A 13,412-nucleotide genomic window follows, 5' to 3' on the forward strand; every position below is an offset into this window, starting at 1 on the left:
TATATTCCTTGCATTTATAAATAATGTAGTGTATAATAAAGTAATAGTTAAGGTAATTGAGAAAGGAAAATATATGAAAGTACAAACTAATAAGAAATACACCACAATTGCATTTTATGCAGTTATCGTTATTGCTATAAATGTGCTTTTGGTAGTGGCTGTATTTAAATTTAATACGATCTTAAAGCTTATTTCCACACTTGTTTCTGCACTTACGCCTGTTATAGTTGGTCTTGTGATCGCATTTCTTATAAATCCTATAATGGTGAATTTTGAAAAGCTGTTCAGAAATAAAGTGGTAAAAAATCCAGCTAAGAAAAAGCTTACCAGAGCCTGCTCAGTAACTGTAGCGTCACTTGTTTTTCTGGGGATAGTTGTTGGACTTACTTATGTTGTTGTTCCAGAACTTATAAATTCCATAATTGATATTTTTAACAATGCATCTAACATCGTTGTTAAAGTGCAGGGTTGGATAAATAAGCTGTTTAAAAACTATCCTGATATCGAAACAATGGCTACGGAGAAGCTCAAAGCTTTTTCAACTGATTTGGGAACCGTTATCGAGAAGATACAGCCGATGTTTGAAAATATTCTTTCGGGTGCATGGGGCGTTATCACTGTTCTTAAAAACTTTGTATTTGGATTTATCGTTTCTATCTATATGCTTTGCAGCAAGGAAAAGCTTCTTGCTCAGGCTAAGAAGATAATCATTGCAAACACAAAAAAGTCTACATGTGAGAAGATCATGAGAGTTTGCACTGAAACAAATAAAGTTTTTGCAGGCTTTTTGAGCGGAAAGATCATTGACTCGGCAATAATCGGAGTTCTTTGCTTTATAGGTCTGACTATCATGAATATGCCTTACAACATCATGATAAGTGTTCTTGTGGGTGTAACTAATATTATCCCATTTTTTGGACCGATAATCGGTGCGATACCATCAACTGCACTTATGCTTTTTATTGATCCTAAAAAAGCCATTATACTTCTCATTTTCATAGTTATTCTACAGCAGTTTGACGGCAATATCCTTGGTCCTAAGATACTTGGTGATTCTACTGGGCTTCCGGGTTTTTGGGTGCTGGTATCACTGTTCTTCTTTGGAAATTTGTTCGGGTTCATAGGTATGGTCATTGCAGTTCCGACTTTTGCATTGCTTTATACTTTTACACGAGAGAGCGTTGTTCAGCGGTTAAGAAAGAAGAAGCTCCCTGTAGATACCGACTATTATATGGAGGATGTTGAGCATTTGTATAAGAAAAATGAAAAGCGTATTCCGCTTACGCCTGAACAGCTTGACGCCATGGTCATTCCAAGTGCTGATGAGGTAAATGAGGTCAACAGAGAGGATGATCCAGAAATAGTTGACGATCACAACGAAAATAAAGATCAGTAAACGCAAAAGAGCGGCCTGTTCACAATTCATAGTGAGCAGACTGCTTATTTTATTTCATGTATTTTTTCTGTATTTTTGCAATATGTATCACAGAGTATATTACTATAAGTGCAATAAGTATTGTTAATGTGACCTTGAAAACAGACGACTCAAAGTATGACTTAGCTATTTTAACCTTCGCTTTGACTTGAGAACGTTCTACTTTAGTTGTGGAAACGAGATCTATAGTTGCAAGCACCTCACCTTTGTAGACAAGTTCCATTTTACCAAGCACATCGCCAACTTCAACAGGTGCAACAACGTTGTCATAAACGGTTATTTTCTTTTCCACATCATTTACTGATATATCTACAGGCCACAGCCTTGTAAAACCATTTGCAGGTTTTAGATTTGCATAATCTATGCCGTCACCGTAGCTTACCTTTACATCACGGACTTCGCTGTTTTTGTCCACAAAATCCGTTGCTACAAGACTTGAAAATGCCCATTTGTAAAGGCTGATGTGATCAAGGAGGTTGTAGTAAACATTATCTCCACCATATATGGAATCAGGATCTTCCTCGCTCTTCTTCACATCTTCTTCAAGCTTTTCCATTGGTGCACCCATTGTCACAATAAGATATGTGGTGCCTTCATATTCCGCATATGAAGCTAAACATCTTCCAGCGGAATCAAGGGTGCCTGTTTTTATGCCTTTAGCATAGGAGTAGTAATAATCGGTCATTGAGTCAAGCATAAGGTTTGTATTATAAATATCTGTACCATCTGAGTGATAAGAGGTGGATGCCATATGATAGCTTGGCAGACAGACAATATCACGAAATACCTGATATTTGCTTATGGCATATTCACAAAGAGTTGCCATATCCTTGCAGGACGAATAATTTTGCTGCGCCCACAGACCATGTGCGTTTGAAAAGTGTGTATTTTCCATGCCGAGTTTTTCAGCTTTTTCATTCATAAGGTCTGTAAATTCTGTTATGGAATCGGACACATTCAAAGCGATTATATTCGCTGCTTCACATGAGGATGGGATAAGCAGTGCCGCCAGGAGATCATAACAGCTTACTTCTTCGCCTGGTTGTATATCAGCTGTTGAAGCACCAGTATCATATAGTTCATCAAATGCTTCCGAGCCTGCTGAATAGTATGTATCTTTTAGTTTTTGTTCATCACCTTTGAATTTGTCCAGAAGCACCACAGCAGTCATTATTTTTGTTAGGGAAGCAGGCACACGCTCGTCCTCACCGTTTATGTCAACGATAGCTTCACCGCTGTCAAGATTGACCATATAGACCGCTTCAGAGTAAAGCTTCAACGGTATCGCTTTTCCGTCATCGTCATAGCCTGATGTAGGTGTAAAATTGAATGCGTCTGCACACATCGCAGGCACAAGCAGCATTATTGCCAGCGTCATGGATAATATCCTGCTGATTTTTCGTTTTAGTTTCATTGACAGCTTCCTTTCGCACTGTATGTAAAGAGCCTTGCTCATTCAGTTTTCTCATAAAGTATATTAGCACCCTGTTTGCCCACACGTTTCACTCTTTCAAGATATGTGAGTATATTAAGCGTTACCTGTGCATATTCACGAGATATCTTTGCATTAAGGGCAAAGTCTTTAGAAGTGAACTTTTTTGGCAGGTCCTCCGGGAGGAATATATCAAAGTCGGCAGGGCAGTCAAGGTGTATCTCGTCAATAAGTCCCTTTGGTATCCTGTCATGGCGTGAAGATCCACGCTTTTTGTTCTTTGACCAGCCGTTAAGCAATCTTATCTCCTCGGTTTCAAGCATACAAAGGCACAAATGAAATCTGGGGTTATCAAGGGTGTATTTTATTTTGTACAGTTCGGGCATGACTTCATAGATAGTGTATTTTCTCGGCGATTTGTGCTTTTCTGACAACTCTCCTGTTTCAGTATCTATCCAACGGACATATTTGACCGCAGGGATAGGGTAGACCACTGTCACGTCGCAGTAGTCAAGAAAGGCTTCAAGTTTTTTCAGCAGTTTGTTGAACTGTATTGTTTGTATCTCGATAACACCGTTCTCTCCTACGATATCAGCCACATATCCGCCAATGCGTATCTCCTGATTTTCACCATATGGCTCAAAATAGTTTTTCAAAACAGCATGAAGCGTTTTCTCGCCTAGAGTTCCGATGCCGTTGCGTTCACGGCTTTTGCCTATGATTTTATCGCAAGCATCTTGAAATTTCTGCCTGTCCGTAAGATCACCTCAGCTTTTATTATATCAGATATTCACTCTCACGTCAATCACAAAAACGCATAAAAAGAGCCTGAGATCTGCTCAGGCTCTTTAATCATACCATGATCCATCAGGTTATGCTGTCCGCAGTTATCTTGTCCCACTGGTCGCAATACTTGACTTCCATTTTGTCCATTCTTTCGTTGTAAAGCTTTGAGATAGCAGGTGTATCATATGAATAGATCATATCGTCTATGTTCTGTTCTACATAATCCATATCAACCGGCAAACGCTTGATTATGAAATATCCATATGTGTCATTCTCTGTAAGTTCAGTGGAAATGCCGTTTTCTTTCAGTTTGAAAGCGTCTTTTACAAGCTCCTCAGGATATCCCGTTGTGTCCTTGTTGAAATAATATCCTGTTGAAGGATCTTCAAGTCCGAGATCCCAGCCGTACTCTTCAATAAGCTTATCAAAGTCTTCTCCGTCCTGAGCCTTTTTCAGAACTTCTTCTGCAAGCTTCTTAGCCTTTTCCTTAGCTTTCTTTACACCGTCATCATCAAGCTTCGCATAAGCTGACTGCTTTGCGCTCGCTTTGTCTGAAAGTGACATACTGTCATAACTGTCAGCGGTACTGTCGTCCAGATCTACCTGTGCATAGAAAGGGATCATAACGTGAATCTCACGGCAATACTCGCTTGTATCCTTGACTATTTTTTTAAAGTCCTCTTTTTTAGTTGCATACTTACCGTCATTCTTAAAAAGAGTATCGTTTACTTTAGTATAGATAGTAGCTGTTTCAAGCATTTTTCTGTAAAGATCCTCTGTGAGGTAAGCTGACTTAAGGTCATTAAGATAAGCTTCATCAGAATCATATTTCGCTTTTGCATTAGCTATCTGCCCATCAATTGTCTTGTTGTCATCGTCTGTAAGTTCAATTCCGTTTTCTTCTGCAAGCTCAGGTGCAACAAGTTCCTGCTTAAGTGCAGTGATAACGTCTTCCATAAGAAGCTCAAAACCACCGTCAGTTGACTTGATAGTGTCAAGAGTGGCTCCATAAGTAGAAGTGTACTTGCTTATAGTATAATAATAGTAGTATCTGAAAGTATCAAAATCAATATCCTTGCCGTCAATGGTGCAAACGATAAAGTTTTTAGTATCAATGGTCTTGCCATCAATTGTAAGGGACGGCTCAGGTGTTTGTTTTTCAGCTGTGCTGTCAACAGCTGAAACAGAAGAATCCACTGTGGAAGATACGGTTGATGAGCTGTCGTTATTTTTGCTGCATGAAGTAAAGCTGCAAATAGCTATTGTGAGAGCTGCTGTAACAGCGGCTAATTTCTTTATCATAATAATTGTCCTTTCCTTTGAGAGAAAATCCTCTGCATAACATAAATTTAATTATATCTTATTATTGTGATGATACTGTGTGATAATTCTTAAACTTTCTGTGAATGAAATATATATTATCCAGCGTGATATAGTTGACAATCTAAGCCTGGGAGAGTATAATATAAATGACTTTAATACGAAAAGAGGTATCCCATATGGATTTTGGCAAATATATTGCTCACAGAGGTCTTCACTCAGAATTTGTTCCTGAAAATTCTCTTACCGCATTCAGGCTTGCGGTTGAAAAATGTCTTTCTATCGAGCTTGATGTACGTCTAACAAAGGATTGCCGCATTGTGGTTTTCCATGACAATGACCTTATGAGAATGTGCGGCATTGAGGGCAAGGTGTTTGATTACACATATGAACAGCTTTCTGCCTTTAAACTTAAAAACAGTGATGAAAAGATACCACTGCTGTCAGAGGTGCTGAAAACTGTTGACGGCAAAGTGCCACTTCTTATTGAGCTTAAAGGCGGTGCGCCATTTGGAGAGCTTGAAAGCCGAGTTGACCATATGATGAAGAAATATAAAGGCGAATTTGCAGTACAGAGCTTTAACCCATTCTCAGTGATGTGGTTTAGGTTTCATTCACCAAAAGTCACAAGGGGTCAGCTTATCTCAAAATACAGAAAGAATATAGACCTTGAATATATCGAAAGGTTCATTTGTGCTCAGCCGTTTATCTGGAGAATTATTTCAAAGCCTCAGTTCATTGCTGCCGACCTCAGATCTATAAGCCTTGAAACTGCCTTTCAGGCCGTTGATATAGACGCAGACCTGCTCACATGGACAGGAAGAGGCAAAGATCTTATAGAAACTGCTTCACAGTTTTCAAAGACAGTTATAGCAGAGCAGTTTCCGGATGATTTTGACTTTTCTGACAATTGGGAGGAAAGCTGTGAATAAGATGCAAGACCTTCCATTGTGCGACCTTAACGAAGTCAAACGTACTGCAAAACGCACTGACAGCGATATTTCAGGCTGTAAATTTAGCGGAGAATATCTTGAAAGCGAAGATCTCTCCTGCCTGTCATTTATAAACTGTATGTTTGAAAACTGCACCTTTACAGATTGCGATTTTGAGCGTTCCTCATTCGTTGATGTGACGTTCATATCCTGCGATCTGTCAAATTCATCACTGGACTCATCCTACCTCAGCAGATGTGAGTTCCGCTCCTGCAAGCTCGTTGGCGCAGAGTTCAAGGATTGCTCCATTCAAGGTGTAGCCTTTGAATCCTCAAACTGCGGATATTCTATTTTTGATAAATGCAAGCTGTCTGAAACCCAGGTGAAAAACAGTGATATGTCATCGGCTGAGCTTGTTTCCTGCAATTTAAAAGCGTTTAAGACAAGCGGAAGTAAATATCTCGGCACATCATTTTTCAGAACGGCTCTCGGCGGCGTTGATTTTTCTACCTGTCTTGTAAGTGGACTGCGCGTTTCTGATACATTCAGAGAACTCCGAAACGCTGTTTTTTCAGCCAATCAAGCTGTGGAGCTTTCAATGCTCCTTGGAATAAGAATAAAATAATTTTAGCCGCTATGACAATAAACGTCACAGCGGCTTTTTTATCACTTTTTATCCTGTTCTATCAGTATTTTCACAGCGTTCACCGCACAGTGGATACCTCTTGTGGTGTCGTCGCTCACATTGTCTTCAAGGTCTGCCTTTGAACGCTCCACGTTCCATATAGCTGTTATAACAGCTCCACAACGGACGTGTCTTGCGATACCTACTGAAAAAACTGCGGCACATTCCATTTCGGAAGTCATACAGCCGCACCTTAAATATGCGTCCCAGCGGTAATTTATATCGCCGCTCACAGGCATTGAGTCAGGCTCTACTTCTCCATAAAAGCTGTCCTTGCTGTGAACAACACCTACATGATAACGCTTTCCAAGCTTATCTTCTGACAGTGCCGCAGCTGCCTTTGCCAGTGCAGTTGTGACCGTGAAATCTGCCACAGCAGGGTAGCCCTCGGGGAGATATTCTTTTGACGTACCTTCGCCACGAACAGCCGCCGAAGCTATAACAAGGTCGCCACCGCTAACGGAAAGATCCATTCCTCCGCTTGTACCGATACGAATAAATGTGTCTGCGCCGCACTTTACCAGTTCCTCCACTGCAATTGCCGCAGATGGTCCTCCGATACCGGTCGAGCACACAGTTACCTTTTCGCCGTCAAGATAGCCTGTATAAACATTGTATTCTCTGTTTTGAGCCACCTGCTTTGCGCCATCAAGAAGTGCCGCTATTTTCGGCACTCTTCCAGGGTCACCCGGCATAATAACATATCTGCCCACTTCATCAGGGATAGTTCTGATGTGAAATTGTCTTTCACCGTCCATAATGCTTGCCATAAAAATTCCTCCTCTCAGAATTATTCGTCGTATGGATAATTATTTTCTTCGTATAATTCATTTTCTGCAAAATTTTTTCCGGATTTCTGCTTTTTCTTTATATGTATAAGCACTATGATAAGCACTATTGCTATAATCGCAAACAGCCCGCCTAATCCACAGAAAACAACTGTTAATATGGTATTGGTTGTATCATTTGGTGCATAAAACGTTTCAGGGTCGTCAGGGTCACAGAATATCTGTATCGTTTGTCCTCTTCTGTATCTGATGTTGCTGGAATATGTATTGCTGTGAGTGGTGTAGAGCTGTCCGTCAACGTTATATGAATACACTGGTGTGTAAACTGTGCTATATGATACGTGTCCGTCATCGTTCTCATGTCGTTCATCTTTGCTGAGAATGTCTGATATTATAGCATTGACTTCAAGAGTACATCTGTTTTTGAGTTGAGTTTGGTGTATTGCAAAACCTATTCCAACTGCAAGAAATGTCACGCCAACCAACATGAAAACTAACGCTATTATTTTCATTGCTGATTTGCTGTAATGCACATGAGATCTTTTGTAATAACGCATATTTTTCCCCCATTTAAGCATAAAAGCCAACACTTTAATATGGCGTTGGCTTTTGTTTTATCTTACTTTTCCATTTTCATTGAAATGTCAAATGCCTTGACTGAGTGTGTGATAGCACCGATAGAAATGATATCAACGCCCGTTTCAGCTATTGCACGGATTGTTTCAGAGGTCACGTTTCCTGAAGCTTCTAAAAGTGCTTTGCCATTTGTCATCTCAACAGCCTTTGCCATATCTTCATTTGTCATATTGTCAAGCATGATTATCTCAACGCCAAGTGTAAGAGCTTCTTTGAGTTCTTCAAGGTTTCCGACTTCAACTTCTATCTTGACAGTATGCCCCATTTTTTCTCTAAGAGCGTTTACCGCACCAGTCATGCTGCCATATGCGTCAAGGTGAGTGTCTTTTAGCATTGCGCAATCTGAAAGATTGTATCTGTGGTTTTTTCCACCGCCTACTGTAACTGCATATTTCTGCAAAACTCTAAGACCTGGGAGCGTTTTTCTTGTATCCGCAACAGACGCCTTTGTACCCTTTACAAGCTCAACGCATCTGTTTGTTGCAGTTGCAACGCCTGACATATGCTGAACGATATTCAGTGCCGTTCTTTCGCCTTTGAGCAAGGCTCTTGTTGAGCCTGTTATTCTTGCGATAATGTCGCCTTTCTTGACTTTTTCACCGTCATGGATAAATATCTCACATTTAACATTGCTGTCAAGAAGCTGAAAAACTCTCATTGCCACATCAATTCCACAAAGAACGCCTTCGTCCTTTGAAACATACTTTGCTGTTGAAACTGAATTTTCGTCAACAAGATAATCCGTTGTAACGTCTATATAGTTGATATCCTCCAGCAGAGCTGTTTTAATGATATCGTCGATCTGAAACTGCATTAATCTCATTTGTTTTCCTCCATTTTTTCTTTGGATTTGAGCTTTTCGATAGCGTCCTTTAATACGATATAAGCGACAGTTGTAAGAGACCTTGCTTCAACATAATCTCTGTCTATTTTGAAATTACCGTCACAAAGGAAATTTTTTAGCTTTGTTACTTCTTCAAGATCAGGCGGCAAAGCCTCCTTATCAGGGATAACGAAATATGCACGCTGCATTATATCTCTTATCTCTGTTCTTATGCCATGAGGAATGTGCGGGGCTTCATTGTCTATCTTGAAATCGTATGTTTCAAGGTCAACACTGTCAGATTTTATCTTCTCATTGATGTCAGCCGCAGCACGTCTTGAAAATACCAAAGCTTCAAGTAGGGAATTGCTTGCAAGTCTGTTATTGCCGTGAACACCTGTATGTGAACATTCGCCGCAGGCATAAAGCCTGTCAATGTTAGTTCTTGCATATGTATCAACATTTATGCCGCCCATAAGGTAATGATGACAAGGGAAAATAGGTATCATATCCTTAGTCATGTCATAACCTGCTTCGAGAAGCTTTTCATTTATCATAGGAAATCTGTTTCTGACAAACTCAGGGTCTTTGTGAGTGATATCAAGATAGAATTTGTCAGAGCCTGTTTTCTTGGCTTCAGCCATGATCGCATGAGAAACAACATCTCTAGGTGCAAGCTCCAGACGATCGTCATAGTTTTGCATAAATCTTTCGCCGTTGCAGTTTTTAAGATAAGCTCCCTCGCCTCTGACAGATTCCGAGATAAGGAAAGTTTCACGAGTGTGCTTGTTGTTAAAGCCTGTTGGGTGGAACTGGATATAGCTGAGATTTTTTATCTCTGCTCCAAGCTCATGAGCAATAGTTATGCCGTCGCCTGTTGCGATAGCGGAGTTTGTAGTGTATTCGTAAACTCTGCCTATTCCACCAGTTGCAAAAATGGCGTATCTGCAATTATATGTCGTATATTCGTTGTCATTAGTCAGCACAAGAATGGAAAAACCTGTTTCGGTTTTCTTTGCGTTGCACATAACGGCATTTTCGAGTATCTCAACATTATCTAGCTGTTGAACATTTCTTAGTAGAGTTGTTTCGATCTCCAGACCTGTGGTATCGGCATGATGAAAAATCCTGTTCATACCGTGTCCACCTTCGAGAGTGCGGTGATAAGATCCATCAGGACACTTATCAAAGTCAGCGCCAAGCTCTATGAGTTTTCCAATGTCAATATAGGCTTCGTCAACAAGGACCTGAGTGGACTCAGGATCATTTTCAAATCCGCCTGCTACAAATGTATCATGTTTGTGATATTCAGGCGAGTCCTTTGGATTGTCATAAACACCTGCAATTCCACCCTGTGCAAGAGAAGAGTTACACAAGGTCAGCTCTCTTTTGGAAAGCACAAGTACATTTAAATCACGGGAAAGGTTAAGTGCTGCATATAGACCTGCCGCACCGCAGCCAGCGATAATAACGTCATAATTTTTGTTGTTCATATTTATAACCTCTTTATATGGCGGAGTGTCGCCAAGTGTTATGTAAAAATCACATCAGATATTGCTCTGAAATAATTTATACTTATTCCATTATACCATATATTTTTCCCTTTTTCAACTGTTATTTGCATATATAATACACATACCTTAAATTATTTTAAGTGCAACTTAACAAAAAAAATGACTGCCTGCTCCCAAAAGGGAACAAGCAGTCGGAGGTTTATTATAGATCAACTAATAATCAAATATCAGTTATTCTGCAAATTGCTTAGTCAGCAAAGATTACTTGCCGTAGTAAGCCTTGAGGTACATTTCCTTAAGCTCGCTCATAAGTGGGTATCTTGGGTTAGCACCTGTGCACTGGTCATCAAATGCGTCCTCAACCATGTTGTCAAGAGTCTCAAGGAAGTGCTTCTCGTCTACGCCGTAATCAGCGATAGTCTTCTTGATACCAACTCTTTCCTTGAGTGCTTCGATAGCGTCGATGAATTTGTTGAGTGTATCCTCATCGTTCTTACCAACGATACCAAGTGAATGTGCACACTCGCAGTATCTCTCAAGAGTATGTGGATACTGATACTGTGAGAAAGTACCCATCTTTCTAGGTGTTGGGTCAGCGTTGTATCTCATTACCATTGTGATAAGGAGAGCGTTAGCAACGCCGTGTGGCAGGTGATGATAAGCACCGAGCTTATGAGCCATTGAGTGGCAAACACCGAGGAATGCGTTAGCGAATGCCATACCAGCCATTGTAGATGCTGTAGCCATTTCCTCACGAGCCTTAACGTCTGTCTGACCGTTGTCATATGCATCTGGCAGATACTTAAAGATAAGTTCATAGCTCTCAGTGCAAGACCGTCAGTGTAATCTGTAGCCATTACAGATGCATAAGCCTCAAGAGCGTGTGTCAGAGCGTCGATACCTGAAGCAGAAGTCAGACCTCTTGGAGCAGACATCATCATATCTGTATCAACGATAGCCATGTTAGGCATGAGCTGGTAGTCAGCCAGAGGATACTTAGTACCTGTCTTTTCATCAGTGATAACTGCGAAAGGTGTTACCTCAGAACCTGTACCAGAAGATGTTGGGATAGCAATGAAGTATGCCTTCTCACCCATCTTAGGGAATGTGTAAACTCTCTTACGGATATCGATATATCTCATAGCCATATCGAAGAAGTCAGCGTCTGGATGCTCGTAAAGAACCCACATGATCTTACCAGCGTCCATTGCAGAACCACCGCCGATAGCGATAATTGTGTCAGGCTCGAAAGCTCTCAACTGAGCAACACCCTCAAGTGCACAAGCAAGTGTTGGGTCTGGAGCAACATCGAAGAATGTTTCGTGGAGAATACCCATTTCATCGAGTTTATCTGTGATAGCCTTTGTATAACCATTCTTATAAAGGAACTGGTCTGTTACGATGAATGCCTTTTTCTTGCCCATAACAGTCTTCAACTCGTCAAGAGCAACAGGGAGACAACCCTTCTTGAAGTATACCTTTTCAGGTGCTCTGAACCAAAGCATATTCTCTCTCCTCTCAACGACTGTCTTAATGTTCAGCAGGTGCTTAACGCCAACGTTCTCAGAAACTGAGTTGCCGCCCCATGAGCCGCAGCCGAGTGTGAGGGAAGGAGCAAAGTCAAAGTTGTAGAGGTCACCGATACCGCCGAGTGAAGAAGGTGTGTTTACAATAAGACGGCAAGTCTTCATTCTTGCAGCGAACTTATTGAGCTTTTCTCTCTCGTTTATGTTATCTACCCAAAGAACTGAAGTATGACCAAGACCGCCATTGTTTACGAGAAGTGCCTCTGCGATGTCAAGAGCGTCGTCAAAGTTCTTTGACTTGTACATACCAAGGATAGTTGTGAGCTTTTCGTGACCGAAAGCCTCTTCTGGAGCTGTGCTTGTAGCCTCGCCGATGAGTACCTTTGTATCCTCTGGAACTTCAAAGCCAGCCATTTTAGCAATAGTTACAGGACGCTGACCAACGATCTTAGCGTTAAGAGCTCCGTTGATAAGCATTGTCTTTCTTATCTTGTCAGCCTCTTCATCATTAAGGAAGTAGCAACCTCTCTTGATGAATTCCTTCTTAACATCGTTGTAAACTGTCTTATCAGCAATAACTGTCTGCTCTGTAGCACAGATCATACCGTTATCAAATGTCTTAGAATGAATGATAGAGTTTACAGCGTTTACGATATCAGCAGAAGAATCGATGATAGCTGATGCGTTACCGGCACCAACACCGAGAGCTGGTGTACCAGATGAATAAGCAGCCTTTACCATTCCAGGACCGCCTGTAGCGAGAATAGTGTCAGACTCTCTCATGATCATGTTTGTGAGTTCAAGAGAAGGAACATCGATCCAACCGATGATACCCTTTGGAGCGCCTGCTGCAACAGCTGCATCATAAACGATCTTAGCAGCAGCGATAGTTGACTTCTTTGCTCTTGGGTGTGGTGAGATTATGATACCATTTCTTGTCTTAAGACAGATAAGTGTCTTGAATATAGCAGTAGAAGTTGGGTTTGTTGTTGGGATAACAGCAGCGATAAGACCGATAGGCTCGTAAATTCTCATTGTGCCGTAAGCCTTATTTTCCTCAAAAACACCACAAGTCTGAACATTCTTGTACTTATTGTAGATGTGCTCAGCAGCATAGTTGTTCTTGATAACCTTGTCTTCAACGATACCCATGCCTGTTTCCTCAACAGCCATCTTTGCAAGTGGGATTCTTGCCTTGTTAGCAGCGATAGCAGCAGCCTTGAAGATCTTGTCTACCTGCTCCTGTGTGTAGGTAGCGAAGATTGCCTGCGCAGCTCTTACTTCAGCGATCTTAGCAGTCAGAGCTTCCTCTGTATCGACGATGCCGACTGTTTTAGCTTCACTCTTTGCCATAAAATAAACCTCCAATAAATTAATTATTGTTTTTACTCTTGATAACCCCCGCTCGGGTTTTATCTTAGTTATATTATATACGATTGTTATTTTTTTGTCAATCTTATAAAGTTACAGCTTTTTTGATATTTTACGTCACTTTATTATGCAATATACATAAATATTGAACATTGTTTTATGAT

At 40.8% G+C, this 13,412-nt stretch carries 10 protein-coding genes and 1 pseudogene; 3 read left to right on the forward strand and 8 right to left on the reverse strand.

Translation table 11 applies throughout. From position 1 onward, the window contains the following. Positions 1 to 1,396: AI-2E family transporter (locus tag DW793_RS12505; protein WP_252969889.1), on the forward strand; the 1,396-nt coding region annotated here is incomplete at its 5' end. 49 nt (positions 1,397 to 1,445) lie between these two features. Here the strand turns inward: DW793_RS12505 and DW793_RS12510 are convergent. The 3 genes from DW793_RS12510 to DW793_RS12520 all read right to left on the reverse strand — a co-directional run bounded on the left by DW793_RS12510 (position 1,446) and on the right by DW793_RS12520 (position 4,955). Continuing rightward, positions 1,446 to 2,891 carry a serine hydrolase gene (locus tag DW793_RS12510; protein WP_252969890.1) on the reverse strand — a complete coding sequence of 482 codons (1,446 nt, stop codon included), beginning with the start codon at positions 2,889 to 2,891 and terminating at the stop codon, positions 1,446 to 1,448. Then, complete coding sequence (locus DW793_RS12515; RefSeq protein WP_252969891.1) at positions 2,888 to 3,523, reverse strand: hypothetical protein; 636 nt, start codon at positions 3,521 to 3,523, stop codon at positions 2,888 to 2,890. Before DW793_RS12515 ends, DW793_RS12510 begins: the two co-directional genes overlap by 4 nt. 211 nt (positions 3,524 to 3,734) lie before the next feature. Then, positions 3,735 to 4,955 (reverse strand): peptidylprolyl isomerase, encoded by a 1,221-nt coding sequence (locus DW793_RS12520; protein ID WP_118158335.1) that lies wholly within the window; start codon positions 4,953 to 4,955, stop codon positions 3,735 to 3,737. A gap of 197 nt (positions 4,956 to 5,152) precedes the next feature. Between DW793_RS12520 and DW793_RS12525 the strand changes: the two genes are divergently transcribed. Both DW793_RS12525 and DW793_RS12530 read left to right on the forward strand, forming a co-directional pair. Beyond that, on the forward strand, positions 5,153 to 5,905 hold the full coding sequence (locus tag DW793_RS12525) for a glycerophosphodiester phosphodiesterase family protein (protein WP_181983414.1): 753 nt from the start codon (positions 5,153 to 5,155) through the stop codon (positions 5,903 to 5,905). A 1-nt stretch (position 5,906) separates the two neighbouring features. Then, the gene (locus DW793_RS12530; RefSeq protein ID WP_243236624.1) at positions 5,907 to 6,530 is read left to right on the forward strand and encodes a pentapeptide repeat-containing protein; all 624 of its coding nucleotides are present in this window, start codon (positions 5,907 to 5,909) and stop codon (positions 6,528 to 6,530) included. Positions 6,531 to 6,571: 41 nt separating this feature from the next. On the opposite strand, the gene DW793_RS12535 is transcribed toward DW793_RS12530, so the two are convergent. The 5 genes and pseudogenes from DW793_RS12535 to adhE form a co-directional block, all read right to left on the reverse strand. Beyond that, the gene (locus DW793_RS12535) at positions 6,572 to 7,360 is read right to left on the reverse strand and encodes a nucleoside phosphorylase (protein WP_118158338.1); all 789 of its coding nucleotides are present in this window, start codon (positions 7,358 to 7,360) and stop codon (positions 6,572 to 6,574) included. A gap of 20 nt (positions 7,361 to 7,380) precedes the next feature. Next, positions 7,381 to 7,935 (reverse strand): DUF3592 domain-containing protein, encoded by a 555-nt coding sequence (locus DW793_RS12540; protein WP_022288436.1) that lies wholly within the window; start codon positions 7,933 to 7,935, stop codon positions 7,381 to 7,383. A 62-nt stretch (positions 7,936 to 7,997) separates the two neighbouring features. Next, positions 7,998 to 8,837, reverse strand: coding sequence for a carboxylating nicotinate-nucleotide diphosphorylase (gene nadC, locus DW793_RS12545; protein ID WP_022288437.1), 840 nt, complete (start codon positions 8,835 to 8,837; stop codon positions 7,998 to 8,000). Next, positions 8,834 to 10,330 carry an L-aspartate oxidase gene (locus DW793_RS12550; RefSeq protein ID WP_118158339.1) on the reverse strand — a complete coding sequence of 499 codons (1,497 nt, stop codon included), beginning with the start codon at positions 10,328 to 10,330 and terminating at the stop codon, positions 8,834 to 8,836. The genes nadC and DW793_RS12550 overlap by 4 nt, the downstream gene beginning before the upstream one ends. Positions 10,331 to 10,612: 282 nt before the next feature. Further along, positions 10,613 to 13,230, reverse strand: a pseudogene (gene adhE, locus DW793_RS12555) (bifunctional acetaldehyde-CoA/alcohol dehydrogenase). Positions 13,231 to 13,412 lie beyond the last annotated feature (182 nt).

This window comes from Ruminococcus sp. AM31-15AC, from assembly GCF_003462045.1.
Classification (GTDB): Bacteria; Bacillota; Clostridia; order Oscillospirales; family Ruminococcaceae; genus Hominimerdicola; species Hominimerdicola aceti.

Coding starts and splice junctions, on each gene's coding strand:
- DW793_RS12510 (WP_252969890.1), bottom strand. CDS start 2,891: ATGAGCAAGGCTCTTTACATACAGTGCGAAAGGAAGCTGTCAATGAAA.
- DW793_RS12520 (WP_118158335.1), bottom strand. CDS start 4,955: ATGATAAAGAAATTAGCCGCTGTTACAGCAGCTCTCACAATAGCTATT.
- DW793_RS12525 (WP_181983414.1), top strand. CDS start 5,153: ATGGATTTTGGCAAATATATTGCTCACAGAGGTCTTCACTCAGAATTT.
- DW793_RS12530 (WP_243236624.1), top strand. CDS start 5,907: ATGCAAGACCTTCCATTGTGCGACCTTAACGAAGTCAAACGTACTGCA.
- DW793_RS12535 (WP_118158338.1), bottom strand. CDS start 7,360: ATGGCAAGCATTATGGACGGTGAAAGACAATTTCACATCAGAACTATC.
- DW793_RS12540 (WP_022288436.1), bottom strand. CDS start 7,935: ATGCGTTATTACAAAAGATCTCATGTGCATTACAGCAAATCAGCAATG.
- nadC (WP_022288437.1), bottom strand. CDS start 8,837: ATGAGATTAATGCAGTTTCAGATCGACGATATCATTAAAACAGCTCTG.
- DW793_RS12550 (WP_118158339.1), bottom strand. CDS start 10,330: ATGAACAACAAAAATTATGACGTTATTATCGCTGGCTGCGGTGCGGCA.